Source organism: Halogranum gelatinilyticum (assembly GCF_900103715.1).
GTDB lineage: Archaea > Halobacteriota > Halobacteria > Halobacteriales > Haloferacaceae > Halogranum > Halogranum gelatinilyticum.
Map to the genome: position 1 here is coordinate 332,541 of NZ_FNHL01000001.1, position 25,947 is coordinate 358,487.

Consider the following 25,947-nt stretch of genomic DNA (forward strand, 5'->3'; position numbering starts at 1 on the left):
GGACGGCCGCGAGCCTGAACGTTGCGTCTTCAGACCTCGAACTCGAAGCGCGCGCCGCCCCCGTCGTCGCCGCCGACCGAGACCGTCCAGCCGTGGGCTTCGGCGATCTGTCGGACGATGGTCAGGCCGAAGCCCGTCCCGTCCGTCGTCGTCGTGTAGCCCGTCTCGAACACCTCGTCGCGCTCGGCGACGGGGATGCCGTGGCCGTCGTCCTCGACGGCGAACCCCTCGGCGGTGCCCTCGATGCGGACGGCCGACGCCTCGCCGTGTTCGATGGCGTTCCGAAAGAGGTTGCCGAGCAGTTCGACGAGCCGCGGTTCGTCGGCGTCGAGTGTCAGGCCGGTGTCGACGCTGAGGGTTGCGTCGGCGGTCGCCAGATGCGTCCAAGCCTCGCGGGCAGCCTCGTCGAGGTCGATCCGGCTCGTCTCGCCGACGACCTTCCCCTTCCGGGCGAGCGTCAGGAGGTCCTCGACGAGCGCGTTCATCCGGTCGAGCGCGTCGGCGACGCGCTCTAACTCCGCTTCGCCGCCGGTGGCCGTCTCGCGCGCCAGTTCGAGATAGCCGTCGGCGACGGTCAGCGGGTTCCGCAGGTCGTGGCTGACGATGCTCGCGAACTCGTCGAGCCGTTCGTTCTGTCGCCGGAGCTGCCGTTCCCGCTCTTTCTGCTCGGTGACGTCGGTGTAGATGGCGTACCCCCCCGAGTTCGTCTCGTCGAGGCTGATGGGGACGACGTGGAGGAGGAAGTCCCGCGGGCCGTCGGCGGTCTCGCGGCGGACCTCCGCACGGAGGCTCGTTCCGGACTTCAGCCCCTCGTTGAACGTGTTCGCCTCCGTGGCGACCCCGTCGGGGACGATGCGCTCGTCGATGTTCTCGCCGACGACCTCGTCGGCTCCGTAGCCGAAGACCCGCTCGAACGCCGAGTTGACGCGTTGGACGATGGGTTGGCCGCCCTCGAACTCGAAGGCGATGGCGGCGTCCGGGATGTTCTCGAACAGCGCGTCGAGGCGGTCGCGCTCGCTGCGAAGCCCCGACTCGGCCTCGATCCGCTTCAGCGTCGCCGTCACGTGCGAGATGAGCAGCTCCGCCAGTTCGAGGTCGGTCTCGTCGAACCGCCGGGTGTCGCGTGCGACCGCCTGGAAGACGCCCACGTCGTCGATGGGGACGCTGATGCCCGACCCGAAGACGCCGGAGACGGGTTCGGCGACGGAGTCCTGCTCGATGTCCAGGGTCAGCCGCGACTCGCCGGTCCGGTAGGTCTCGCCGAGTGCCCCGCGGCCCATCTGGAGTCGGCCGACGTCGACCGGGTCGTCGCGAGCGGCACCCGCCGCCGTGACGAACTCCCCGTCTTCGACGACGAAGACGTAGCTCTGGTCGAACTCGAGTATCCCTTCGGCGACCTCGACGGTCCGTTGGAACAGGTCCTCGACGCTCCGGGCGGAGACGAGGTCGGTGACGCCCTCGTGCAGGCGCGTGATCTTCCGCTCTCTGATGCGGATGCTCTGTTCGGCTTTCAGCCGCGTCAGGGTCTCGGCGACGTGGCCGATGAGCAACTCGGTCAGCTGGAGGTCCTGTTCGTCGAACATGTCCGGCTCCGTCGCGACGGCCTGAAAGACGCCGTGGTCGCCGATGGCGACGCTGATACCCGACTGGTACTCCGAGCGGGCCGGTTCGACCTCCGAGGCCTCTTCGACCCGGCGGACCAGCTGTGACTCGCCGGTCCGGTAGGTCTTCCCGGCGATTCCCTCGTCGATGTGCATCGTCCGCGCACCGCGTTCGGGCGCGTCCGACGAGACCGCTCGCGGGACGATCTTCTCGCCCTCGACGGTGCCGACGTAGCAGATGTCGAACTCGAGGATGTCGTTGGCGACGTCGACGGTCCGCCGGTACAGCTCGTCGGTCGTCGTCGCACCGACGAGTGTGGTCGTCGCGTCGTGGAGGGCCGTGACGCGGTCGGTGCTCTCGCGGAGCTGCTGGCGCGTCTCGTGGCCGGTCACCCACCGCAGTTCGTCGAGGAGATGGCTCCGGGTGTCGGCGTCGGTCTCCCCCGGCCGGACGTAGCCCGCGATGTGCTCGTCCTCGATGAACGCCGAGAGGGGCATCTCGGTGACGACGATGACGGGAATCCGGCCGCGCTTGACGGTCTCGACGACCCCTGGGTCGAGATTCGGGTCAGTGACGACGAGACAGTCCGGTAGCCGCGCGCCGTTCGCCGGAGCCGACGCTCCCGGCAGACCGACCTGGAGATCGACCTCCGAAACGTCGGCGAGGAGGTCCGAGAGGGTCGAATCGGTGTCGGCGACGGCTACGCGTAACGGCACTGTCGGTGTCATCTGACGGAACGTATCGATTACCGGAACCATGACAATCGGCAGCATAAGGGTTGTGGTGGCCTCGTCGCCGCGACAGCCCGGAACTCGGATTCCCGGAACTGTTTTACCCGGGCGTCGGCCACATAAAAGACAATGAGCGAACTCGAGTCGGAGTATCGCCTCGAATACTTCGAGGAGAACGACTTCGTGCGAAAGGAGTGTCCCTCCTGCGGGGCGCATTTCTGGACGCGCGACCACGACCGCGAGACGTGCGGCGAACCGCCGTGTGCAGACTACAGTTTCATCGACAACCCGGGCTTCGACGAGGCCTACACCATGGAGGAGATGCGCGAGGCCTTCCTCTCTTTCTTCGAGGACAACGACCACACGCGCATCGACCCCTATCCGGTCGCCGCCAACCGCTGGCGCGACGACGTGCTCTTGACGCAGGCATCTATCTACGACTTCCAGCCGCTCGTCACCTCCGGAGAGACGCCCCCGCCGGCCAACCCACTGTGTATCTCTCAGCCGTGTATCCGGATGCAGGACATCGACAACGTCGGCCGGACGGGCCGGCACACGATGGCCTTCGAGATGATGGCCCACCACGCCTTCAACGCCCGCGAGGAGGCCGCGGGCGACTACGCCTACGAGGGTGAAGTCTACTGGAAGGACGACACCGTCCGCTACTGTGACGAGCTGTTCGAGTCGATGGGTGCGAACCTCGACGAGATCGTCTACATCGAAGATCCGTGGGTCGGCGGCGGCAACGCCGGCCCCGCCATCGAGGTCATCTACAAGGGCGCAGAGCTGGCGACGCTCGTCTTCATGTCGATGACGCAGGACCCCGAAGGCGAGTACGAACTCAAGGACGGCAACCGCTACACGCCGATGGACACGTACATCGTCGACACCGGCTACGGGCTGGAGCGGTGGACGTGGATGAGCCAGGGGACCCCGACGGTCTACGAGGCGGTCTACCCCGACATGATCGCCTTCCTGAAGGAGAACGCGGGTATCGAGCACTCAGAGGAAGAAGAGCAGCTCATCCACCGCGCCGCCAAGCTGGCGGGTCACATGGACATCGACGAGGCCGAGGACATGGACGTCGCCCGCGACAACATCGCGGACAAACTCGGCGTCAACGTCAGCGACCTCACGACGCTGATGCGCCCCCTCGAGGACATCTACGCCATCGCCGACCACTGCCGTGCACTCGCCTACATGTTCGGCGACGGCATCGTCCCGTCGAACGTCGGCACGGGCTATCTCGCCCGGATGGTGCTCCGCCGCACGAAGCGTCTGGTGGACAACGTCGGCATCGACGCCCCGCTGGACGAACTCGTCGACATGCAGGCGAAACGCCTGAAGTACGACAACCGCGACACCATCCGCGACATCGTCCGCACCGAGGAGCGCAAGTACCGCAAGACGCTCGAACGCGGCAGCCGCCGCATCGAGCAGCTCGCCGACGAGTACGCCGGAACGGGCGATACCATCCCGACCGACGACCTGCTCGAACTCTACGACTCCCACGGCATCCAGCCGGACATGGTCAAGGAGATCGCCGAGGAGCGCGGGGCCGAGGTCGACGTACCCGACGACTTCTACTCGCTCGTCGCCGCCCGCCACGACTCCGAGCAGGCGTTCAAGGACAAGGACGACACCGACGACCGGCTCTCTGACCTCCCGGACACGGAGAAGCTCTACTACGAGGACCAACAGCGCACGGAGTTCGAGGCGGTCGTCCTCGACGTCTTCGAGCGCGAGGAGGGCTACGACGTCGTCCTCGACCAGACGATGTTCTATCCCGAGGGCGGTGGCCAGCCCGCCGACAAGGGGACGATGACGAGCGACGAACTCACGGCGGAAGTCTCGGACACGCAGATCCGCGACGGCGTCGTTCTCCACCGGACGGATCGGGACCCCGGCAAGGGCGAGTTCGTCCGCGGGCAGGTCGACGTGACCCGTCGCCGTCGGCTGATGCGCCACCACACGGCGACCCACGTCGTCGGCTACGCGGCCCGGAAGGTCCTCGGCGACCACGTCCGGCAGGCCGGTGCCCAGAAGGGGACGACGAGTTCCCGCTTCGACATCACCCACTACGAGCGCATCACCCGCGAGCAGGTCAAGGAGATCGAACATCTCGCGAACGAGATCGTGATGGACAACCAGCCGGTCAAACAGGAGTGGCCCCACCGCCACGAGGCCGAGGAGAAACACGGCTTCGACCTGTATCAGGGTGGCATCCCGCCGGGCACCAACATCCGGCTCATCCACGTCGGCGACGACGTGCAGGCCTGCGGTGGCACGCACGTCAAGCGGACGGGCGACATCGGCTGCATCAAGATTCTCAACACCGAACCGGTGCAGGACGGCATCGAGCGCATCACCTTCGCCGCGGGCGACGCTGCCATCGACGCGACCCAGCGTACGGAGGACGCGCTCTACGACGCCGCCGAGGTGCTGGACGTCACGCCGCAGGAAGTGCCCGACACGGCCGAGCGCTTCTTCACCGAGTGGAAGGAGCGCGGCAAGACCATCGACCGCCTGAAGGACGAACTCGCCGAGGCCCGCGCCGCGGCCGGTGGCGACGAGATGGACATCGAGGGCACGCCCGTCGTCGTCCAGCGGCTCGACGGCGACACCGACGAGCTGCGGAAGATGGCCAACGCCTTCGTCGACGAGGGGAAGGTGGCCGTCCTCGGCAGCGCGGACGGCGGCAGCGCGATGTTCGTCGTCGGCGTCCCCGACGGCGTCGACGTCAACGCCGGTGAACTCGTCGGCCAGCTCGCCCAGCAGGTGGGCGGTGGCGGCGGCGGCCCGCCGGACTTCGCACAGGGCGGCGGTCCCGACGCCGACAAACTCGACGAGGTGCTGGACGACGTGCCGGAGCTGTTGAAGCAAGCGTTGGATGCATAACACCTGAAACGGCGTCGTCCACGCGCCTCCTCGTGAGGCGCGGACACGCTGCCGTGGAAGTGTCTCCCGAAGCGACGTCACGCAGGTGACCCTCTGTGGTCACCGACGTGCTGTCGCGGAGGTGCAGCCTGACGCGGCACGACACACGCGACCCTCCGTGGTCGCCGACGTGCTGTCGCGGAGGTGCCGCCTGACGCGAGACGACGCCCCCATTTTCCCTAACCAGCCGAAATCGACTCGACCCCCGCGCAGTCACTCGTTTTCAGACTCTGGGAATCGGTCCGGGTTTATACACATCTCCCGGCACAACGCCCATATGTGAGGTGAAGACTGATGGCGACTACCCAAGCGCCGGAGACGGTGACGATGGACCGACTGACGAACGCACTGCAGCTCGACTACGCTGAGGGCGTCGCGGGCTACGTGATGGTGATGGTCCGGCTGCTCACCGGCTGGTGGTTCCTGCACGCCGGTGTCGGGAAGCTGATGGCACCCGAACCCTTCAACGCCGCTGGCTGGCTGGTGCAGGGGACGCAGGGCGCGCCGATTCACGGCTTCCTCGCGTGGGCGGGCCAGACGCCGTGGATGCTCGAGATCACGAACTTCATGGTGCCGGTCGGTGAGACGCTCATCGGTCTCGGGCTCATCGTCGGGGCGATGACGCGGCTGGCCGCGTTCTTCGGGGGCGTCCTGATGGTGTTCTTCTACCTCGGGAACGCCGCGTGGGCCAACGGCTACGTCAACGGCGACCTGCTCGGCCTGCTGATGTTCGTCATCGTCGGGACGTTCGCCGCGGGTCGCATCCTCGGGCTGGACGCGATCATCGAGCGCACCGAGTTCGTGAAGCAGTGGCCGAAGCTCCGGTATCTGTTGGGCTGACGCCCACAGCCCGCTCCGCAGTGGTCACACCAAGCCACACCCGGCAGCCGACTCACACCACCACACTCGTTCTCCTCGCCGTCTGTTTTCGACGCCGCCGTCGCTGTGAACCCGAACCTGCAGACCCGCTTCGCTGTCCGCGTCGCACCCGGTTCTCACTCGATTCTCACTCGATTCTCACTCGATTCTCACCGGGAGAGAACCACTCTCTGTTTATATTCTCAATCGGCGCGACTGTCTATCTGTAAGAGTGAATCATCATGACTACCCGACAAGCGAACTGGTTCGGCCACAGCATCGATTTCGACTACGCAGCCAGCGTCGCTGGCTACACGACGGTCCTCATCCGCCTCGTGACCGGCTGGTGGTTCTTCCACGCCGGGTACACGAAGCTCGGTGGCTTCGACGCGAGCGGCTGGATGGTCAACGCCACGCAAGGCTCGCCCATCCACGGCTTCCTCGTGTGGGCCGCGGGCACCCCGTGGATGCTCGAGTTCACGAACTTCATGATTCCCGTCGGTGAGACGCTCATCGGTCTCGGTCTCCTGGTGGGCGCGCTGGTCCGCCTCGCGGCGTTCTTCGGGGGCGTCCTGATGGTGTTCTTCTACCTGGGGAACGCCGACTGGGCCCACGGCTACGTCAACGGCGACCTGTTCGGCCTGCTGATGTTCGTCATCGTCGGTGTCTTCGCCGCGGGCCGTATCTTCGGCCTCGACGCGATCATCGAGAAGACGGCGACCGTCCGCCAACGGCCGGTACTCCGGTACCTGCTCGGCTGAACTCCCCCATCGCCGCGGCCGTCATCGACGGCTGCGGTGACACTTCCTGCTCATGAACGAACACGAACTCCTGACGTTCGTGGTCCTCGCGAAGACGACGACGCTCGTCCTCGGTGGACTCATCGCCGTCCTCGCGTACCGCGCGAGTCGGCGACAGTCCTCGACGACGCTGCGGGCGTTCGCCCTCGGCTTCGGCATCGTGACTCTCGGCGTCGGCGTCGTCGGCGTCCTGACGCTCGTCACCGGCGGACTCCGTCCGGGCGTCCTCGTCGAGAGCGTGGTGACCACGACCGGTTTCGGCGTCCTCTGGTACTCGCTGTACGCGGAGGAAGTCCGTCCGATTCGGACGTAGCCCCGATTTTTTCCACAGTACCGTCCGCAGACGGCTTCGACGACTAACCGGTGGACTCGATGGCCAATCGGTGGCTTCGATGGCCAATCGGTGGCTTCGATGGCCAACCGGTGGCTTCAACGGCCCGCTCACCGACTCTTCACCCATGCCAACTGCACGTAACGGCGGTGTCTCGCTCTTCTACGATTCGGACGGCGACGGCGAGACCGTCGCTTTCGTCGGCGACGTCGGCTACGGGGCCTGGCAGTGGGGATGGCAACACGCCGCTGTCGCCGGCCCGTACGAAAGTCTCGTGTTGGACCTCCGCGGCTCGGGTCGCTCGGACGCGCCCGACGGTCCCTACACGGTCGGCGAACTCGCCCAGGACGTCGAAGTCGTCCTCGCCGACCACGGCGTCCGGAAGGCCCACCTCGTCGGTGCCGGTCTCGGCGGGATGGTCGCCATGCAGGTCGCACGCTCCTCGTCGCGGGCGAAGAGCCTGACGCTCGTCGGCACCGCCGCCTCGGGCGCGGACCTCGACCTCTCGCGGCTCTACGGGACGCCGACGAACCCCCAAGAACTGCGCTCGTCGCTTGACGCTGCCCTCTCGCCCGACTTTTTCGCCGAGCAGCCGGACGTCGTCGACCAGATCGTCGCGTGGCGCGGCGAGGAGGACGCCGACCGAGCGGCGTGGGAGGCTCAGGCCGCCGCCGTCGACGGGTTCGACATCTCCGATACGCTGTTCGAGCTGACGACGCCGACGCTCGTGCTCCACGGGACCGAGGACGCCGTGTGGCCGGCCGAGCGCGGCCGCAAGCTGGCGGAGGGGCTGCCGCGCGGTGACTTCTCCGCCGTCGACGGCGCGGGCCATCTCGCGCACGTCGAACACTCCCGCGTCGTCAACGACCGGCTGCTCGACTTCCTCGCCGAGCAGGCAGACGACGCCGAGTGAGTGCGACCGTCCGCGGCTAAAGAGTTATCACCGACCACGAGTGTTGTGAACGTATGTCTCCACGGCCAGCCGACGGAGCCGATGGTGCCGACGAAGCCGACGACCCTGATGGCCCGGACGGCCCGGACGGTCCGGACGAGACCGCAACCGGGCGGGACGCGGACGGGCGGCCGTGGTACGACGACAGCACGGGCCGCCTGCTCGTCCTCGGCTACCTCCTCGGGACGCTCGCGTTCGTCGCAGTGACGGTCGGCGTCCCAGGGGAGTCGTCACCGCAGTCGTATCTGCTGGGGACGGGGTTCGCCGTCGTCGTCCCCCTCCACGTCTACGTCTTCGCCGTCCTCGGCGGTCTCGGCTACGTCTTCACGCGGCTCGTCAGGAACTTCGAGGAGGAGACGGCCTCGCTCGTCCGCGCGGGACTGACCGTCGTCGCCGCACTCCCGCTCGGTGCTGGCGTCTATCTCCTCTCGGCCGTCATCGTCCCCGACGCCGCGACGGCTGACAACCAACAAGCGAGGGTGCTGCTCGCGGGCATCGTCTTCCTCTCGGGACTCTACGTCAATCTGACCTACAAACGGCTGGGCGCGTTGGCGAAGCGGCTCCTGCCGCGGGGTCGCACCGCCGACCGCCGTGGTTCAGAGAGCGACGACTGACCGCGTGTCACGAGGACCGGCAGAAGCCCCTCCGAACCCAAGGCATTTTCCCGCTGGTCGTGTTCCGTGTTACAATGACCCGATTGCGCGTCGCCCTCCTCGACGCCTCACACAACGACGAGAGTACGAAACGTAACTTCCGGCGGGAACTCGACGCCGACCTCGTCGAGTTCGACGCCAGTGGCGGCCAGATTCCCGACCACTTCGACTACGACGCCGTCGTCGTCACCGGCTCGCGCTCCTCCGTCTACTGGGACGAGGAGTGGATCGGCAACCTCGTCGGCTACGTCGCCAACGCCGACGAGCGCGACATCCCGCTGCTCGGCGTCTGTTTCGGCCACCAGGTCGTCGCGGCGGCCCTCGGTGGCAGCGTCGAGGACATGGGTGCGTTCGAACTCGGCTACAACGAGATCGAGCGGACCGAGAACGACCCGCTCTTGGAGGGTGTCGGCGAGCAGTTCACCGTCTTCACCAGCCACGGCGACGCCGTGACCGAACTTCCGCCGGGCGCGACCGCCATCGCCACGAACGAGTACGGCAACCACGGCTTCCGCAAGGGCCACGCCTTCGGCGTCCAGTTCCACCCGGAGTACGACACCGCGACTGCCGAGAAGATCGCCAAGAGCAAGGAGGAGTTCCTCGGCGAGGAACGGGTCCAGTCGGTCCTCGCTGGCATCACCCCCGAGAACTACGACGCCGCGTGTGAGGCAAAGCGGCTCTTCGACAACTTCGTCCGCTACGCCGAAGACGTGCGCAAAGCGTCGACGGCGGCGGCGTAGCTCGGCTGTCGTTCTCTCCGTCGCCCTGCCGTCCGTTCGACGAGGCAACACTTGCGAATACTTTTCACCGGACGGTGCCGAAGAACCTTCATGCTCGATTACGTGGATTTGGAGCAGGACCTCGACGCCGAAGAGCGGATGATTCGCGACACGGCGCGGGAGTTCGTGGAGCAAGAGGTCCGGCCGGACATCGGCGAGCACTATCTGGAGGGGACGTTTCCGACCGAACTCATCCCGGAGATGGGCGAACTCGGCTTCTACGCGCCGAACCTCGACGGCTACGGCCTGCCGAACGTCAGCGAGACGGCCTACGGACTCTTGATGCAGGAACTGGAAGCCTGCGACTCCGGCCTGCGCTCGATGGCCAGCGTGCAGGGCGCGCTGGTTATGTATCCCATCCACGCCTACGGGAGCGAGGAACAGAAAGAGCGGTGGCTCCCGAAACTCGGCACCGGCGAGGCTGTCGGCTGTTTCGGTCTCACGGAACCCGAACACGGCTCGGATCCGTCGGCGATGGAGACGAGAGCGGAGAAGGACGGCGACGGCTACGTCCTCAACGGCGCGAAGACGTGGATCACGAACTCACCCATCGCTGACGTCGCCGTCGTCTGGGCGCGCGACACCTCTGCCGACGACACGCCCGTCCGCGGCTTCCTCGTCGAGACCGACCGCGACGGCGTCTCGACGGACGAGATTCACGAGAAGCTCTCGCTGCGGGCCTCCATCACGGGCGAGATCGCCCTCGACGACGTTCGCGTGCCCGAGGAGAACGTCCTGCCGGGCGTCGCGGGGATGAAAGGCCCGCTGTCGTGTCTCACGCAGGCGCGCTTCGGTATCGCGTGGGGTGCAGTGGGTGCTGCCCGCAACTGCTTCGAGACGGCCCGCGAGTACGCCAAAGACCGCGAGCAGTTCGGCGGTCCTATCGCTCGCTTCCAGCTCCAGCAGGACAAACTCGCCGAGATGGCGACGCAGATTACGACGGCCCAGCTGCTCGCCTACCGCCTCGCGGAGTTGAAAGAGCGCGGCGACCTCCGCCCGCAGCAGGTCTCGATGGCCAAGCGCAACAACGTCCGGATGGCCCGCGACCAGGCGCGGATCGCCCGCGAGATGCTCGGCGGCAACGGCATCACGACCGACTATCCGCCGATGCGACATCTCTCGAACATGGAGACGGTCTACACCTACGAGGGCACCCACGACATCCACACGTTGGTGTTGGGGCAGGATCTCACGGGGATTTCAGCGTTCGAGTGACTGTATCACGAGAACACCTGAAATCCCCGTGAGCCGACTGGTATTTCGGCGTTCGAGTAGTTCTGTCTCTCACCGTTCGAGTGACTTGCCGACGCGTTCCGCTGTTGTGCGTGAGCTTTGCCAACACTACGCATACTTTTGTCAGAACGTCTCGTACACTTAGATGGAGGAACCATAGATGACTGAATCGGCCCACGGCCAGCCGGTCCCGCTCGACCTGACGCTCGAAGAGCGGTGGGTCGCGCACGCGGCCGTCCTCAGGGCACTCGAAGGTGCGGAGGGCGGCAGCGACTGGTGTGACGTGAGCCTCCTCGAGACGGTCGAACGGAGCGACGAGTTCATGCCTGCCGAACTCCGCGCGCTCCGGACAGCCCTCACGAGATATCTGGTCGACGCGCCGCCGCGCGACCGCGAGGTCGTCGAGTCACTCCTCGACACGCTCGACGCCGCCCTCGCGTAACTCGCCGGTCCCCGCCGACCCCGCCAGCCCTCACACCGAGTCCCGACTGACGAGTTTGCCCCACCACGCCCGCCGGTCGGCCGCCCAGCGGTACGCTTTCTCTCTCGTCCCCGCGTAGCCCGGCACGCCGCGCAGCGCGCCGAAGACCTCCTGTGCCGCCGGGTCGAGCCGGGCGAGAATCTGTTCCGTCGCCTCGCCACAGGAGTAGACGGCGTCGTCGGTCAGGAGATGGACACACCGCTCGTAGTTCGCTGGCAGCCGGACCAGCTCCTCGCGGCCGAGATCGGAGAAGCCGACCAGCTCGAAGTCGCCGTGGCGGTCGGCGAACGCCGCCGACCACGTACAGAACCCACAGTCGTCGTCGTAGACGATCCGGGGTCTCGTCATCGCATCCACCCTCCGTCCGCGGGTCGACAGTCCATACTCCCACTTGGCACCGGACGGACAAAAGCCCGTCCGCTCTATTGGTCCTACTCCTCGCCCTCCCAGTAGGAGACGGCGTCGTCCTCGCGGAAGTAGCCGTGGACGGTCCGCTCCCCGTCGCCGCCGGGTGGCGACCCCGCGAAGACGCCGACCTTCCCCGAGTCGGGGTAGACCGTCACGTCCGGGTCGCCCATCGTCGACACGGCGAGATACCGCAGTGGGTCGTCGCCGTCGTTGATTACGCGATGGCCGCCGGTCTCTCCCGCGGGAAGCGCGACGTAGTCGCCAGCGCGGAGCGGGTGGCTTCCGTCGCCGAGGCGGAGCGTCCCCGCTCCGGCGAGGACGTACAGTGCCTCCTCGTTACCGGTGTGGTAGTGGAAGGGCCACGACTTCGCTCCCGCCGGGAGTTCGTAGAGGCTACAGCCGAGTCGGTCGCCACCCGCGGCCGCGGCGAGCCTCTTCCGCCGGAACTCTGTCTCGCCGTGGTGCGTCTCGGTCCACTCCAGGTCGGCCTCGTTCGTCGGCTCCATAGCTCCCATGTCACTCAGTGCACAGTTGAGTCTTCGGTGGCTGTCCCGTAGCTGCCCCGCGCTCCGCTTCACACGCCTCGCAGGGCACCGTCGCCACCGACGTCGGTCTCGCCGACGGCGTCCGTCCGGTCGACGCTCCCGACGTCCTCGCGAGTCGCGTCTGAACTTCCCCGGCGGATACCTATTTGTCTCTCGCGTGTGACGCTTTGGACGTAATGACCTCTCAGGAAGTCACCGACCTGCTGAAGAAAGCGTACGCCGACGAGATCGAGACCGTCATGAACTATCTGACGAACTCCATCATCCTCGACGGTGTCCGCGCCGAGGAGATCAAAGAGTCCCTCCAGACCGACATCCAAGAGGAACTCAACCACGCCGAACTGCTCGGCCAGCGGCTGAAACAGCTCGACGAGCGTCCGCCCGGCTCCGCCGAGTTCACCGCGAACCAGCACAGCCTCCAGCCGCCGGAGGACAGCACGGACGTCCTCTCGGTCATCAACGGCGTCCTCGACGCCGAGGAGGACGCCATCTCGACATACCGCGCGCTCATCAACGCCGCCGAAGAAGCCGACGACCCCGTGACAGAGGACCTCGCCGTGACGGTGCTCGCCGACGAGGAGGCCCACCGCACGGAGTTCCGCGGCTTCAAGAAAGAGTACGACAACAACTAACGCCCCACCCGAAGGGCTTTGGCGACCCCGGCTGTCCGTGTCGCCATGCCCGGTCCCGTCTTTCTCACTGGCGACGACGTGACGTTGAGAACCGTCGAACGCGACGACCTCGACTTCCTCCAACGGAACCGAAACCATCCGGCCGTCCGGCGGTGGATGCCGCGGGTCCAGCCTGAGAACCGCGAGCAGCTCGAAGCGGACTTCGAGGGCTACATGTCCGACACCGGCGGCGTGAACCTGCTCGCCTGTGTCGACGGCGACGCCGTCGGCTTCTGCTCGCTGTTCGACGTGAACCACGATTCGGGCCGTGCGGAGCTCGCGGCGTGGGTCACCCCCGACGCGCAGGGAGCGGGATACGGGACCGAGGCGGCCGAACTCCTCGTCGAGTACGCCTTCGCGGAGCGTCGGCTCCACAGACTCGTCGCCGGAGCACTCGCGACGAACGAACCGTCACGGGCCGGACTGGAAACGCTCGGCTTCGTCGAAGAGGGTCGCCAGCGCGACCAGTATTTCGTCGACGGGGAGTACGTCGACCGCGTGCTCTACGGGTTGCTCGAATCTGAGTGGCGAAACGGAGCGTCGTAGCCTCAGTCGTCGGCCGTCGCCGGGCCGCCGCCGAGTTCGTCCGTGCTCATCGCGCCCTCGCGAGCGGCTCCCGTGTCGAGTGCCTCGACGATGAGTTCGGTGATGTCGACGATCTCGATGTCGTCTTCGAAGTCGCCGGTCTTCCGGCCGTCCTCGTACATCGTCCCGCACATCGGGCAGGCGACGACGAACTTCTCGACCGCTGCACCGGCCTCCGTGTCTTCGAGTGCCTCGCGGAGCCGCTCCTCGCTCGGCTTCGACTCCTCTTCGAGGTCCATCCAGAGACCGCCGCCGCCGCCGCCACAACAGAAGGAGTTGTTGCGGTTCCGCGGCATCTCCGCGAGGTCGACGCCGGTCGCTTTGATGACTTCGCGGGGAGCCTCGTACTCGCCGTTGTACCGGCCGAGGTGACACGGGTCGTGGTAGGTGACGCTGTAGTTCAACTCGGTGCCGTCGAGACCGAGCCGTCCCTCGTTCACGAGCGTTTCGACGACCTGCGTGTAGTGGTAGACCGGATAGTCGAACTCGGTGTCCATCTCCGCGGCCATCTCGGGATATTCGTTTTTGAACGTGTTGTAGGAGTGGGGGTCCGTACAGACGATCTTCTCGAACTCGCAGTCAGCGAAGGCCGCGACGTTGTCCTCGACGAGCATCTCGTAGAGCCCTTCCTCGCCGACGCGGCGGACGTCGTTGCCGTCGTGCCGTTCGTCCTCGTAGAGGATGCCGTAGGAGACGCCCGACTCGTGGAACAGTCGCGCGAGCGACCGGGCGACCCGCTGGTTCCGCTCGTCGTAGGAGGGATACTCGCCGACGTACCAGAGGAACTCGACGTCCTCCTCGCGGGCGTCGGGAACCTCGAAGTCCAGCTCGTCGGTCCAGTCGCCGCGCTTGCGCTCGGGTTCGCCGAACGTGTTGCCGTTCTGGAAGACGTTCATCATCGACTCCTGGACGGTCTCCTGCATCTGGCCCGTCTCGGTCAGCCGGCGGTTCATCTCGGTGAAGTGGCTGAGATGTTCGATCTCGACCGGGCAGGCGTCCATGCAGGCCATACAGGCCATGCAGGATTCCATCGACTCGGAGGCAATCACAGAGGTACCGCCGTCGGCGACGATGTCGACGGATTCCGTGCGCCCGGCGTCGAGGTCGTCACGGTACTGTTTCAGGTCGAGGATGACGTCCCGTGGGTCGAGGTTTCGTCCCGACGCCTTCGCCGGACAGACCGACGAACACCGGCCACATTTCGTGCAGGCGTCCATGTCGAGCATCTGTTTCCACGAGAAGTCGTCGGCGGAGGTGTAGCCGATGTCGTCGGGCGCGAGGTCCGCCGGGACGCCCGGGAGGCGTTTGCCGGCCTTCTCGTCGCGGGTGACGACGTTGGCGAACGAGGAGAGCATGTGGAACGGCTTGGCGTAGGGGATGAGCGCGACGAAGCCCAGTGCGAGCAGGGCGTGAGACCACCAGCCCCACCAGTAGAGGCTCTCGGCCATCGCGGGGGTCATCCCGGCGGCGTCGAAGACGAGCGCGCCGAAGTAGCCGACGAAGCTCACCGTCTCGAACTCGGGGAAGCCGGTGCCGACGATGCGGAACGCCTCGATGACGTAGCCGCCCACTCCGAGGAGAAAGAGCGTCCAGATGAACGCGTCGTCCTCAAGGGAGGTGTGTTTCCCCCACAGGCGGTGGTTGCGGACGACGTAGCGGCGGTAGATGGCCATGCCGACGCCGACGACGAAGAGCAGTCCCATCGCGTCCATCACCAGCGAGTACGAGAGGTAGAAGTCGCCGACGAAGAAGGACTGTTCTTGCCCGGTCAAGAGGGCGGTGAGGAGTCGGTAGCCGTCGATGTCGATGGCGAGGATGGTCGTTCCGATGAGGAGGGTGAGAAAGCCCCAGAGGATGAAGGCGTGCATGATGCCTCCGTAGAGGTCGCGGTCGAACTGCTTCTCGTTCGAGAGGACGACCTTCGCCGACCAGGCCACGCGCTCGCCGAGGTTGTCGAGCCGGTCGAACCAGTCGTCGGTTCCCTTCGTGTAGCGGGCGAACCGTTCGTAGACTCCGTAGAGGAAGACCAAGACCGCCATGGCCGCGAGACCGTAGAACAGGGCCTTCCCGACCGGACCGATGGTCCAGAACGTTTCCCGCGTCACGGTCGATTGCAGGAATATCATACTCAATCACCCGGATAGTGAACGGTTAAATCTTGCCACCGGATGTGGGTCGTGTCTCCCGGTATCCCGCCGCCGCCCCGGGGTTCAGAACAGTACGCTGACAGCAAGCACTGCCGCGAGCGCAACCGCGGGCGCGTCGAGGCGGGTGAACCGAAGCGGGGGGAGCGTCGGGTTCCACGACAGACACCGTGCCTGCATCGCGAGACCGAGTGTGTCCGCCCGCTGAAACGCGCGGTTCAGCCCCGCCGTCGCGACGAGTTCCATTCGTTCGTGGACCGGCCGCTCCTCGCCGAGACGGGCTGCGATGGCCTCTCGCGTCCGCGCGAGGTCCGACTGCAAGAGGGGGAGAAACCGGAAGACGAGCCCAACGCCCATGCCGAGGAACTGGCCGGGCTTTCCCGGCACACTCCGCTGGATGGCCGCCCGCGAGTCGCGCGGCGCGGTCGTCCGCACGTAGGCGGCACTGACGAGAAGTACGAGGAGCACCCGGTAGCTCGCGAGTGACGTCTCGCGGGCTTCGCTCACGACGAACCACGGCGCGCCGAGCGTCGCGCCCGCGACGAGCGGGCCGACGACGAGGAGGGGCAGTGCGTACCGGAACTCCCAGAGTGCCGTCGTCGGCGACAGGCGAGAGAGACCGAGCAGCACGGCCGTGAGACCGGTGAGGACCGCCAGCCCCCGCGGTGTCGTGTGGGCCACCGCCGACGCGACGAACGTGATCTGCAACAAGAGCTTCGTCCGCGGGTCGAGGCGGTGGGCGAGCGAGTCGCCGGGGCTGTAGGTGAGCATGATCAGTCAGTCGGTCCCGGTGTCGGCGACGTCGCCGACGCCGCCGGGGTCGTCGTCGGCTCCGGCTGCGGTGGGTACCCGGACGTTCAGGCCCGCGAGGTCCGCGAGCGCGCCCTGGGGGTCGTCGTCGAGGACGACTCGGCCGTCGGCCATCGCGACGACCCGGTCGGCGAGTCCGAGCACGTCCCGCAGGTCGTGGGTGACGACGACGACGCCCGTCCCGTCGGCGTGGAGTTCCCGTAAGCGGGCGACGACCGACCGGCGGGCCGGTTCGTCCAAGCCGGTGAAGGGTTCGTCGAGGACGAGATGGTCCGGCTCCATCGCCAGCGCGCCCGCGATGGCGACCCGCTCGCGCTCGCCGCCGGAGAGTTCGTGGACGCTCTCTCCTGCTCTCTCGTCGAGGTTGACCGCGGCGAGTGCCTCGGCAACGCGGCGGTCGATTTCTTCTCGGGAAAGGCCCAAATTCTCCGGGCCGAAGGCGACGTCCGCGCCGACAGTGGCGGCGACGAGCTGGTCGCGCGGCTCCTGAAACACCATGCCGACGGCGGTCCGGGCGGCGACGAGGTCGTCTCGGACGGCCGTTCCGTTGACCAACACCTCCCCTTCGTCCGGTTCCAAGAGGCCGTTGAAGTGGCGGACGAGCGTGCTCTTGCCGGAGCCGTTGGCCCCGACGAGCAGGAGGAACTCGCCGTCAGGGACGGAGAGGGAGACGTCGTCGACGGCGACGGTGTCGCCGTAGCGGTGGGTCAGGCCGCGGGTCTCGATCATCGTCGCTCGACCTCAGTCGGCGGCGATAGCGTCAGACCGGACGATGCCGACCGCGGCGGCGATCTTGAAGGCCTCGGCGGGGATGAAGGCGGCCGCGCCGCCGACGAAGGCCTCCGTCACGCTCAGGCCGAGCACCGCCATCAGCCCGGCGATACCGAGGGTGTAGATGACGACGACGCCGAGGACCATCGCGCCGACGAGCGTCGGGAGGCTCGCCTCGCGGTAGTCACGGAGTGCCGGGCCGCGGTGGACGACGAGACCGACGACCGCGGCGGCGACCGGATACGACCAGAGATAGCCGAGCGTCGGTTCGGCCAGCAGGACGCCGAGTCCCGCCGAGCCACCGGCGAAGACCGGCGCGCCGACCGCGCCCGCCGCGAGATAGAGGAACATCGCGGCGGCACCCCAGACGGGTCCGAGCATGATGCCCGCGAGGAAGACGCCGAGCACCTGCAGGGTGATGGGTGCGGGCGAGAGTGGGTTCGGGAACGAGACGAAGGCGAACGCGCCCATCAACGCGGCGAACAGTGCCGCTCGGGCGAGGTTGACGACGGCCTCGTCGCCGACGAGGTCGACGGAGTCGGTGGATGTTGCCATATCTCCTCTCTCTCGTAAACCAGTTTGAAACCATCGGTTGACAGCAACTCGTCCAGTGTCCCCAACTCTTTTGGGAACAGCCTTTTGGTCGTTCCCGCGTTGTAGTCTGTACCAATGGACGAGAAGACTGCTGAGCTCCGTGATATCTTCATCGACGCGACGGGGTCGGACACGGTGACGGAGAGTCAAGAGGAGACTCGTGGCTCGCTCACCGAGGATGGCACTGGCGCAGGGGAACGGCTCGCGGAGATCATCGGCACGATGCGCGACAAGTACAGCTTCGTCTCGGAACTCGACGACGACGACCTCCAGGAGGTCGTCGAACGGTTCTACGACGGCGAGACGGACGCCGACATCGCTGACGCGCTCGGCACCGACGAGGAGACCGTGTTCAACGCCCGGATGGACCTCCATCTCGTCCGCGCGGACGACCGCGAGGCACCCTTCCCGTTGGACGACCTCCGCGCGCTCCTGGTCGAGGAGGCACCGCTCGACGAGCGCGCCGAGGTGCTCGGTGCCGACGAGTCGGTCGTCACCCACTACACCGAGGTCGTCGAGGCGGACCTCGAATCGACCCGCGCGAACGACCGCTTCCGCGACGAGTTCGAGGAACTGCTGACGGACTCGGCGCTGACGAACCGGATGGCGCGGGACGCCCGCGAGGACGGGCTTCACGACGCGACCGAGGACATCGAGACCGACGTCTCGTTCTAACCGGGGTTTTTGCGACGGCCGTTCGCCCCAGCCGTGCGCATCTCTCTCCCTCTTTCTCTCCCCTCGACGGCCCACGTCCACCTCCACGTTCAAATACGAGGACGCGGCCACCTCACGTCGTGTCCGACCTCGTCTCCTTCGGCGACCTCGCTCGCGCGACGTACTGCCCGCGACAGCTCTACTACGCCCGCCGCGACGACGACCGAGCACCACCGCCCGCCGTCGACGAGGCAAAAGAACTCGCCTTCCAGTATCCGGAGCTTCGCGACGCCAGCGACGCGAAACTCCGCGACCTCCCTGTCGCCGTCGCCCCCGAGAGCTACCGTGCGGCACTCGGCCGTCTCGCCGCCCGCGACGACTGGGACGCGCTGACGGACCCGACCCGGCGCGACACCCTCCTGACGGGGAAGGACTGCCGCGGTGTCGCACACAAACTGCTCGATCCTTCCGGAGCCGACGACCCGCCTGTGCCGGTGCTCGTCTCGCCCGGCACGCCCCCTGAACGGGGCGTCTGGGAGCCACAGACCGTCAAGGCCGTCGCAGCCGCGAAGGCCCTGTCGTGGGAGCGCGAGCGTGAAATCCCGACCGCGCTCGTTGAGTATCCGACCCACGGCGTCGTCCGCACTGTTCGGCTGACGACGCGCAAGAAGGCCGTCTACCGAACGGCACTCCGGACGGTCCGGGGGCTGGACGGGCCGCCGCCGCGGCTCCGCGGCAGCGACAAGTGTGACAGCTGTGACTACCGGAGTCAGTGCGGCGTCAAAACGCGGTCGTTGCGGTCGTTACTCGGGCTTTAGTGCTCGGCCAGCCACGCCTCGATGGCGTCGGCGTTCGCGCCGCGTCGGTGGACCGTCCCCGAGCCGGGGTCGACCACGGTGCTCTCGGTGCCGGGCGTCTCGCCGCCGTCGACGACGGCACCGGCCCCGTCGCGGATGCGGTCGTCGAGGTCCGCTACGCGAAGGACGCTCGGCGAGCCGCTGACGTTGGCACTCGTCGCCGTCAGCGGGCCGGTCTCACGGAGCAGTTCCAGTGCAGTCTCGTGGTCGGGAATCCGAACCCCGACGCGCTCCTTCCCCGAGACGAGGACGTCCGGCACGGTCTCGCGGCGTTCGACGACGACCGTGACGGGACCGGGGAGGAACTCGCGCATGAACGCCTCCTCCCGCTCGGTCGGTCGGGTGTACTCCAGTGCGGTGTCGACGTCAGCGACGCCGAACGACAGCGGCTTGTCGCGGCTGCGTCCCTTCAGCTCGAAGACGCCTTCGACTGCCTCGGCGTCGAGTGCGTCCGCTCCGAGTCCGTACACCGTCTCCGTCGGGTAGACGACCGCCTCGCCGCGTTCGACGGCGGCGACAGCGTCGCGTACGTCCGCTCGCATGGCTCTCCGTTGGCGGCGGCCGCTCGAAAAGCTGCTGACTTGGCCTACGTGTGCGACCGGACTGCGTCCTCGACCTCGTCGTAGTCGGGGAACGAGGGCCACTCCTCGGCGACCCACGCGTACTGGACTGTCCGCTCCTCGTCGAGGAGGAAGACCGCCGGCCGCGGCTCGCGGATACCGGCCATGCCGTCGAGTTCGTGGTCGATGCCGTACTCACGGGCGACGTCGGCGCTCGGGTCCGAGAACAGCCGGTAGTCCATCCCTCGCTCCGCGATGAGCTGTTTGTGGGCGTAGGGGTCGGAGATGGAGCAGCCGACGACCGTGACGTGCTCGCCGAGCTCGCGGTCGCGGAGTTCGTTCCAGATGTACGTCGCGGGGAACGCGCCGTCCATCGGGTAGAAGACGAGCAGGACCGGTCCCTCGTCGGTCAACGAGGAGAGCGAGCGGCTCTCCCAGTATTCGGTGTTGACGAGCGGGCGGGTGAAGTCCGGTGCCTGTTCGCCGACGTCGACGTGGTCGGCTGCGCCCAGCTCGACGACGTCGAAGTCGACCATTATGCGGCACCCCCGTAGGTCTTCTCGAGATAGTCGACGATGTTGGCGGATTCGGACATCGTCACGCCGGTGCTGTGGTCCTCGATGGCCGGAACCGACCGCTTGCCACTGATCCGCTTGACGACGTTGCGGTCCGAGTGCATCGGCTCGACGAACCGCGACCGATAGTCGACGTCGCACTCTTGGAGCTTGCGGACGACACGTTCGCAGTACGGGCACGCTTGCAGCCGGTACAGCGTGATGGTTGGCTCGTCGTCTGACATGGATGTCTCTTCGTCCGTGAGTCGCCTAAGCCCTTCGCTCGCGGGCATCCGCGTGGGACGCCGACGCCGGTCCACTCGGTTCCCCGACTCTTTCAGCCCGCTCGGCGACCCTCGGACCGGCTTCTCGCGCTCCCGGAGGGTAACCCTTAATTCTCGCCCCCGTCAAGGTCAGGTGTTACATGGGTTTGCCGCTGTCAGTTACTCCTCTCGCCGTTCCCGGACAAGTCACGCAACTGTTGCAGTTGCTACCGATTGACGACACGTCAGTGACGATTGCCGGCATCGTCGCAATCGTCGTCCTCACCGGACTGTCGGCGTTCTTCTCCTCGTCGGAGATCGCGATGTTCTCGCTCGCGAAGCACCGCGTCGACTCGCTCGTCAACGACGGTGTTCCGGGTGCTGAGGCGGTCAAAGACCTGAAAGACGACCCACACCGACTGCTGGTGACCATCCTCGTCGGGAACAACATCGTCAACATCGCGATGTCGTCCATCGCCACGGGGCTGTTTGCCATCTACCTCTCGCAGGGGCAGGCGGTGCTCGCGGCCACCTTCGGCATCACGACGCTCGTCCTGCTGTTCGGGGAGAGCGCGCCGAAGTCGTACGCCGTCGAGAACACCGAATCGTGGGCACTGCGCATCGCCCGGCCGCTGAAGCTCTCGGAGTACGTCCTCATGCCGCTGGTGATCCTCTTCGACTACCTGACCCGTGTCGTCAACCGCGTCACGGGCGGCCGCTCGTCCATCGAGACCTCGTACGTCACTCGCGACGAGATCCAGGACATGATCCAGACCGGCGAACGCGAGGGCGTCATCGAGGAAGAGGAACGCGAGATGCTCCAGCGCATCTTCCGCTTCAACTCCACCATCGCCAAGGAGGTCATGACGCCGCGACTCGACGTCACGGCCGTCCCGAAGGACGCGACGCTCGACGAGGCCATCGAGACCTGTGTCCAGTCGGACCACGAGCGCATCCCGGTCTACGACGGCAATCTCGACAACATCATCGGCATCGTCAACGTCCGGAACCTCGTCCGCCAGAAGTACTACGGCGAGGGCGAGGGCACGCTCATCGACACGGTCCAGCCCACGCTGCACGTCCCCGAGTCGAAGAACATCGACGAACTGCTCCAAGAGATCCAGGAGAACCGGATGCAGATGGTCATCGTCATCGACGAGTTCGGGACGACCGAGGGCATCATCACCCTCGAAGACATGGTCGAGGAGATCGTCGGCGACATCCTCGAAGGCGACGAGGAGGAACCGTTCGAGTTCCTCGACGAGGACACGACGCTCGTCCGCGGCGAGGTCAACATCGACGAGGTCAACGAGGTGCTTGAACTCGAACTGCCCGAGGGCGAGGAGTTCGAGACGCTTGCTGGCTTCATCTTCAACCGCGCCGGTCGCCTCGTCGAGGAGGGCGAGGAGATCGCCTACGGCAGCGTCGTCATCCGCATCGAGCAGGTCGACAACACTCGCATCATGAAGGCGCGCATCACGAAACAGGACGTCGACGAGCCCGACGAGGACGACGAAGAGACCGACGAGCAGGAAGCCGAAGTCGAGAGCGGCAACTAGTCGCCGCACAGCTTTTTCGTCGCGCGCGTCCCCTCTCTGCGTGACTGGTCACCGTGACTCTCCCATCTTCCACATCCGACGGCGACGCCGACACCGAGGGCCGAACGCACACGGACCCCGACGCCGCGTTCGGTGCGTTGAGCGACCCGGTCCGCGTCGACATCGTGCGCGTCCTCGCCGACCGTTACCGCGAACAGCCCGACGACGCGGTGCTCTCCTTCTCGACGCTCCGCAAAGGCGTCGATGTCGCCGACTCGGGACGCTTTCTCTACCATCTGAAGCAGCTGCTCGGGACGTTCGTGGCGAAGGTCGAGGGCGGCTACCGCCTGACCGAGGCCGGGCACGCGGTGGTCGCCGCCATCCTCGCCGGGACCTACACCCGTCGCGAGTCGGTCGGACCCACCGAACTCGACAGCGACTGTCCCCTGTGTGACGCCGGCGTCTCCGGCCGCTACGCCGACGGCGTCCTCCGGGTCGCCTGCGCGGACGGCCACCCACTGTTCGTCTGGAGTCTCCCGCCGAACGCGGCGACCGGTCGGTCGATTCCGGAGCTCGTTGCCGTCGCCCGACTCAACCTCTCGCATACGGTCGAGCTGTTGCTCGCTGGCGCGTGTCCGGGCTGTTGGGGGACGGCGACGACTCGCCTGACCGGTCTCGGCGACGAGAGCGAGGAGGTCTCACCTGGCTTTCGGGCGACCTGTGACACGTGCGGGCTGCGGGTCGTCGGCCCGGTCGGGTTCTGTCTCCTCACGCAGCCGGACGTGGTCGGCTTCTCCCACCACCACGGCGTCGCTCCGAGCGAGCGGTATCTGTGGGAACTCCCCGTCGTCCAGCGCGACGCGGCGACCGAACTCGCTGGCGACGGGTCCGAGGAACCACCGGGGGCGACGGACGCTCGCGTCCGTGTCGCCGTCACGCTCGGCGGCGAGACGCTCCGTGTCGACCTCGACGAGACCGCACGCGTCGTCTCGACGGCCGTCGAGTGAATGCACTAATATCAGATATTCAATAGAAAATTCCTTCGCCAAACGTTGAACCCCGTCGCCGCCGCTCTTTCTGTCATGACCGAAACTCCTCCATCGGCAGACGCCGACGCTGGCGACGCTGGCGACGCCGCCGACGGCCACCGGCCCAGCCTCCGCGACCGCTTCCCCGACCCGTCGCTGTTCGCGGTTCTCGGCTTCCTCTCGGTGCCGGGCTATCTCTCCGACTCGCTGTCGCCGCTCCGCGTGTTCGCGCTCTGTTTCCTCTTCGCGCTCTGGCCGCTCGTGCGGACGGCACTCCCCACGCCCGACGACGGGAGTCCGACCGACTGGGTCGAGGGCGGGACTCCCTCGATGTGGCCAGTCTACGTCTCCATCGCGTACCAACAGCTCAATCCGTTCGTGCAACTGCAGGGGCTCCGCCAGCTGGCAGGTCACGTTCCCATCCTCCTGCGGTACCGCGGCCGACTCCCGCGTCCCGACCGCTACGAGCAGTCGACCTCGTTTCGTCTCCCCTTCGACGGCGAGTGGACCGTCATCGGCGGCAGCACCGAGCGCGCCCAGTCGCACTCGTGGGACATCCTCACCCAGCGGTACGCCTACGACTTCGTGATAACCGACGAAGCGGGACGAACTCACACGGGCGACGGCTCGTCGCCCGAGGACTACTACTGCTTCGGCGAGCCGGTCGTCGCCCCCGCCGACGGCGTCGTCGTCGCCGCCAGCGACGGCCACCGCGACTACCACCGCGCAGGCGGCTGGCTCGACCCGACCCAGCGGGACATCCGGGGGAACTGGCTCACCATCGAACACGACGGCGGCGAGTACAGCGTCCTCGCACATCTCCAGCAGGGGAGCGTCGCAGTCTCCGCGGGCGACCGCGTCGAACGAGGCCAGCAGGTCGGTCGCTGTGGCCACTCGGGGAACTCGACGGAGCCGCATCTCCACGCTCACGTGCAGGACCGGCCGGGGTTCTTCCGGGGGATGGGGCTGCCGGTCGCGTTCGACGACGTGACGACGCGGGTCGGCCTGTCGGACGAGCGGACTGCTCACGGTCGAACGTACGTAACCGCGGGGCAGCGGGTCGAACACCGCACGTCGGATGAAAACTCCGAGACAGATGCAGATGCGGATACCGACCCTTAAAAGAGCGCGTCGACGCCGAGAAACACCGTGTAGCTCACGCCGAGTGCGAGTGCGAGCGAGCCGATCCACGCCAACACCGTATAGACCATCTTCTGTCGGCTGACGCCCGCACCGCCAGCCGCGTAGCCGCTGCCGACGATGGCCGAGACGATGATCTCGTTGAACGAGACGGGAACGCCGAGCGCGACGGCGGCCTGTGCGATGGCGAAGGAGGGGATGAGCGCGGCGATAGAGCGGCGCGGTCCGAGCGAGGAGTAGTCGCGTGCGAGTGCCTTGATCATCCGGGGCGCGCCCGTCCACGACCCGGCCAAGAGACCGAGACCGCCGCCGACGAGCAGGGCGATGAGGGGGACGGTCACGTCGTCGAGCAGCGGGACGAGCGGGCCGATGGCCAGCCCGACCTGACTGCCGCCAGCGGAGAAGGCGACGAGACCGCCGAGCGCGAGCAGGAACCGCCGTTGGCCGCGGGCCTCGTCGGCTGCCATATCCTGGTAGAGGAGGCCGCCCGCGAGCAGCGCGGCGAGGAGTGTCGCGACGATGACGCCGCTGTCGACACCGAGCACGGGCGGCAGTGCGAGCAGGTCGCTCGCGACCTGCGCGATGGAGCGCGGGCCGTCGCCGTCGCCGAGGAGCGCGAACTGGATGGTCGCGACGAGCGCGCCGACGATGCCACCCAAGATCGGGACGGCGATTCGTTCTTTGACGCGCTCACTGCGGAGGGTCCGTGCGGTCGCGTAGGCGACGCCGCCGCCGACGAAGGGGACGAGCACCCACAGCGTGACGATCTGTTGGTATTTCGCCCACGCGGGGTCGCCGCCGAGCGCGAGACCGACGCCGACGACCGCGCCGGTGACGGTGAACGCCGTCGCGATGGGGTAGCCCGTGAAGACGCCGATGGCGACGAGACCTGCCGCCGTCAGGAGACCGACGACCGCCGCCGTCGCGGTCAGCGTCTGGCCGACGATCAGCTCCGTCCCGATGGCGTTCGAGACGTTCTGGCCCTGGAGGACAGCCCCCAAGAAGCCGAGCAGGCCGACGATGAACCCGGCGCGCATGACCGAGATGGCGTTTGCGCCGACGGCGGGGGCAAAGGGCGTCGACCCGGAGGAGCCGGCACCGATGGCCCACGCCATAAAGAGGCTGGCGAGCGCGGCGACGGCGAAGGTCGCGACGACCGCGGTGGCGACCATCAGCGGTCGCTCCGTTCGCGCGCGGTGTGTTCGTGTGCGAACGAGTCGGGTGGTGTGGTCATCTCAGTTCCCACGACGGCCCTGGTCGTACCCTTCGCGGAGTCCGGTGAGCGTCCGTCTGATGAATAGATAGCTGAAGAAGACGAACAGGAGCATCACAATAAGAAGCCCGGTAAAGACGGGGTTGGAGAGAAGGAAGTCGACGATTCCTCCACCCTGGAGCGCGACGAGAGACATACGGCACCCTTCCGTCGGCGGCTCCAAAGCCGTTTCGGCGTGGCTGTCGCCGACTCGTG

28 protein-coding genes are annotated in these 25,947 nt (G+C 67.0%); 16 read left to right on the top strand and 12 right to left on the bottom strand.

The window, feature by feature from the left end; translation table 11 throughout:
• Positions 1-29: 29 nt before the first annotated feature.
• Complete coding sequence (locus BLR57_RS01675; RefSeq protein WP_170830532.1) at positions 30-2,318, bottom strand: GAF domain-containing protein; 2,289 nt, start codon at positions 2,316-2,318, stop codon at positions 30-32.
• A 144-nt stretch (positions 2,319-2,462) separates the two neighbouring features.
• Here BLR57_RS01675 and alaS point away from each other — a divergent pair, with 144 nt between their 5' ends.
• The 9 genes from alaS (at position 2,463) to BLR57_RS01720 (ending at position 11,318) form a co-directional block, all read left to right on the top strand.
• Entirely contained in the window at positions 2,463-5,231 is a 2,769-nt protein-coding gene (gene alaS / locus BLR57_RS01680; RefSeq protein ID WP_089693499.1) for an alanine--tRNA ligase, read from the top strand.
• Positions 5,232-5,597: 366 nt separating this feature from the next.
• Positions 5,598-6,110, top strand: coding sequence for a DoxX family protein (locus BLR57_RS01685; protein ID WP_089695448.1), 513 nt, complete (start codon positions 5,598-5,600; stop codon positions 6,108-6,110).
• 260 nt (positions 6,111-6,370) lie between these two features.
• Positions 6,371-6,889: a DoxX family protein gene (locus BLR57_RS01690; RefSeq protein ID WP_089693502.1), complete on the top strand. Its 519-nt coding sequence runs from the start codon at positions 6,371-6,373 to the stop codon at positions 6,887-6,889.
• A gap of 52 nt (positions 6,890-6,941) precedes the next feature.
• Positions 6,942-7,241: a DUF7521 family protein gene (locus BLR57_RS01695; protein WP_089693504.1), complete on the top strand. Its 300-nt coding sequence runs from the start codon at positions 6,942-6,944 to the stop codon at positions 7,239-7,241.
• A 145-nt stretch (positions 7,242-7,386) separates the two neighbouring features.
• Positions 7,387-8,172 carry an alpha/beta fold hydrolase gene (locus BLR57_RS01700; RefSeq protein WP_089693506.1) on the top strand — a complete coding sequence of 262 codons (786 nt, stop codon included), beginning with the start codon at positions 7,387-7,389 and terminating at the stop codon, positions 8,170-8,172.
• A gap of 53 nt (positions 8,173-8,225) precedes the next feature.
• A complete protein-coding gene (locus BLR57_RS01705) occupies positions 8,226-8,825 on the top strand; it encodes a hypothetical protein (RefSeq protein WP_089693508.1) in 600 nt (199 codons plus the stop codon).
• A 74-nt stretch (positions 8,826-8,899) separates the two neighbouring features.
• The gene (locus BLR57_RS01710) at positions 8,900-9,604 is read left to right on the top strand and encodes a type 1 glutamine amidotransferase (RefSeq protein ID WP_089693510.1); all 705 of its coding nucleotides are present in this window, start codon (positions 8,900-8,902) and stop codon (positions 9,602-9,604) included.
• 90 nt (positions 9,605-9,694) lie between these two features.
• On the top strand, positions 9,695-10,858 hold the full coding sequence (locus BLR57_RS01715) for an acyl-CoA dehydrogenase family protein (protein ID WP_089693512.1): 1,164 nt from the start codon (positions 9,695-9,697) through the stop codon (positions 10,856-10,858).
• A 178-nt stretch (positions 10,859-11,036) separates the two neighbouring features.
• Positions 11,037-11,318: a DUF7853 family protein gene (locus BLR57_RS01720; RefSeq protein ID WP_089693514.1), complete on the top strand. Its 282-nt coding sequence runs from the start codon at positions 11,037-11,039 to the stop codon at positions 11,316-11,318.
• Between the two features lie 30 nt (positions 11,319-11,348).
• Here the strand turns inward: BLR57_RS01720 and BLR57_RS01725 are convergent, their stop codons facing one another.
• Both BLR57_RS01725 and BLR57_RS01730 read right to left on the bottom strand, forming a co-directional pair.
• Complete coding sequence (locus BLR57_RS01725) at positions 11,349-11,705, bottom strand: thiol-disulfide oxidoreductase DCC family protein (protein ID WP_089693516.1); 357 nt, start codon at positions 11,703-11,705, stop codon at positions 11,349-11,351.
• An 83-nt stretch (positions 11,706-11,788) separates the two neighbouring features.
• Entirely contained in the window at positions 11,789-12,271 is a 483-nt protein-coding gene (locus BLR57_RS01730) for a cupin domain-containing protein (RefSeq protein ID WP_089693518.1), read from the bottom strand.
• A 215-nt stretch (positions 12,272-12,486) separates the two neighbouring features.
• Here BLR57_RS01730 and BLR57_RS01735 point away from each other — a divergent pair, with 215 nt between their 5' ends.
• Together BLR57_RS01735 and BLR57_RS01740 are read left to right on the top strand one after the other, a co-directional pair.
• The gene (locus BLR57_RS01735) at positions 12,487-12,942 is read left to right on the top strand and encodes a ferritin-like domain-containing protein (protein WP_089693521.1); all 456 of its coding nucleotides are present in this window, start codon (positions 12,487-12,489) and stop codon (positions 12,940-12,942) included.
• Between the two features lie 45 nt (positions 12,943-12,987).
• Complete coding sequence (locus BLR57_RS01740; protein WP_089693523.1) at positions 12,988-13,527, top strand: GNAT family N-acetyltransferase; 540 nt, start codon at positions 12,988-12,990, stop codon at positions 13,525-13,527.
• Positions 13,528-13,529: 2 nt separating this feature from the next.
• Here the strand turns inward: BLR57_RS01740 and BLR57_RS01745 are convergent, their stop codons facing one another.
• The 4 genes from BLR57_RS01745 to BLR57_RS01760 form a co-directional block, all read right to left on the bottom strand.
• Positions 13,530-15,692: a heterodisulfide reductase-related iron-sulfur binding cluster gene (locus BLR57_RS01745; protein WP_089693526.1), complete on the bottom strand. Its 2,163-nt coding sequence runs from the start codon at positions 15,690-15,692 to the stop codon at positions 13,530-13,532.
• 84 nt (positions 15,693-15,776) lie between these two features.
• Complete coding sequence (locus BLR57_RS01750) at positions 15,777-16,481, bottom strand: energy-coupling factor transporter transmembrane component T family protein (RefSeq protein WP_089693528.1); 705 nt, start codon at positions 16,479-16,481, stop codon at positions 15,777-15,779.
• Positions 16,482-16,487: 6 nt separating this feature from the next.
• Positions 16,488-17,249, bottom strand: coding sequence for an energy-coupling factor ABC transporter ATP-binding protein (locus BLR57_RS01755; RefSeq protein WP_089693530.1), 762 nt, complete (start codon positions 17,247-17,249; stop codon positions 16,488-16,490).
• A 12-nt stretch (positions 17,250-17,261) separates the two neighbouring features.
• On the bottom strand, positions 17,262-17,846 hold the full coding sequence (locus tag BLR57_RS01760) for a biotin transporter BioY (protein ID WP_089693532.1): 585 nt from the start codon (positions 17,844-17,846) through the stop codon (positions 17,262-17,264).
• Positions 17,847-17,960: 114 nt separating this feature from the next.
• Between BLR57_RS01760 and BLR57_RS01765 the strand changes: the two genes are divergently transcribed.
• Together BLR57_RS01765 and BLR57_RS01770 are read left to right on the top strand one after the other, a co-directional pair.
• On the top strand, positions 17,961-18,560 hold the full coding sequence (locus tag BLR57_RS01765) for a conditioned medium-induced protein 4 (protein ID WP_089693535.1): 600 nt from the start codon (positions 17,961-17,963) through the stop codon (positions 18,558-18,560).
• 119 nt (positions 18,561-18,679) lie between these two features.
• Complete coding sequence (locus BLR57_RS01770) at positions 18,680-19,357, top strand: CRISPR-associated protein Cas4 (protein WP_089693537.1); 678 nt, start codon at positions 18,680-18,682, stop codon at positions 19,355-19,357.
• Here the strand turns inward: BLR57_RS01770 and BLR57_RS01775 are convergent.
• The 3 genes from BLR57_RS01775 to BLR57_RS01785 are packed head-to-tail and all read right to left on the bottom strand — an operon-like array spanning position 19,354 to position 20,755.
• Positions 19,354-19,938, bottom strand: coding sequence for an L-threonylcarbamoyladenylate synthase (locus BLR57_RS01775; protein WP_089693538.1), 585 nt, complete (start codon positions 19,936-19,938; stop codon positions 19,354-19,356). The two genes, BLR57_RS01770 and BLR57_RS01775, sit on opposite strands and share 4 nt — an antisense overlap.
• Before the next feature lie 44 nt (positions 19,939-19,982).
• Positions 19,983-20,492, bottom strand: coding sequence for a redoxin domain-containing protein (locus tag BLR57_RS01780; protein ID WP_089693540.1), 510 nt, complete (start codon positions 20,490-20,492; stop codon positions 19,983-19,985).
• Positions 20,492-20,755 (bottom strand): glutathione S-transferase N-terminal domain-containing protein, encoded by a 264-nt coding sequence (locus BLR57_RS01785; protein WP_089693542.1) that lies wholly within the window; start codon positions 20,753-20,755, stop codon positions 20,492-20,494. The genes BLR57_RS01780 and BLR57_RS01785 overlap by 1 nt, the downstream gene beginning before the upstream one ends.
• Positions 20,756-20,934: 179 nt before the next feature.
• Between BLR57_RS01785 and BLR57_RS01790 the strand changes: the two genes are divergently transcribed.
• The 3 genes from BLR57_RS01790 to BLR57_RS01800 all read left to right on the top strand — a co-directional run bounded on the left by BLR57_RS01790 (position 20,935) and on the right by BLR57_RS01800 (position 24,461).
• Complete coding sequence (locus BLR57_RS01790; protein WP_089693545.1) at positions 20,935-22,332, top strand: hemolysin family protein; 1,398 nt, start codon at positions 20,935-20,937, stop codon at positions 22,330-22,332.
• 53 nt (positions 22,333-22,385) lie between these two features.
• Positions 22,386-23,318, top strand: a complete 933-nt coding sequence (locus BLR57_RS01795; RefSeq protein WP_089693547.1) for a DUF7351 domain-containing protein — start codon at positions 22,386-22,388, stop codon at positions 23,316-23,318.
• A 75-nt stretch (positions 23,319-23,393) separates the two neighbouring features.
• Positions 23,394-24,461, top strand: a complete 1,068-nt coding sequence (locus BLR57_RS01800; RefSeq protein WP_089693549.1) for a M23 family metallopeptidase — start codon at positions 23,394-23,396, stop codon at positions 24,459-24,461.
• On the opposite strand, the gene BLR57_RS01805 is transcribed toward BLR57_RS01800, so the two are convergent.
• Complete coding sequence (locus BLR57_RS01805; RefSeq protein ID WP_089693551.1) at positions 24,458-25,651, bottom strand: inorganic phosphate transporter; 1,194 nt, start codon at positions 25,649-25,651, stop codon at positions 24,458-24,460. The genes BLR57_RS01800 and BLR57_RS01805 overlap by 4 nt on opposite strands.
• Before the next feature lie 63 nt (positions 25,652-25,714).
• Positions 25,715-25,888: a DUF7859 family protein gene (locus BLR57_RS19190; RefSeq protein WP_170830533.1), complete on the bottom strand. Its 174-nt coding sequence runs from the start codon at positions 25,886-25,888 to the stop codon at positions 25,715-25,717.
• Between the last annotated feature and the right edge of the window lie 59 nt (positions 25,889-25,947).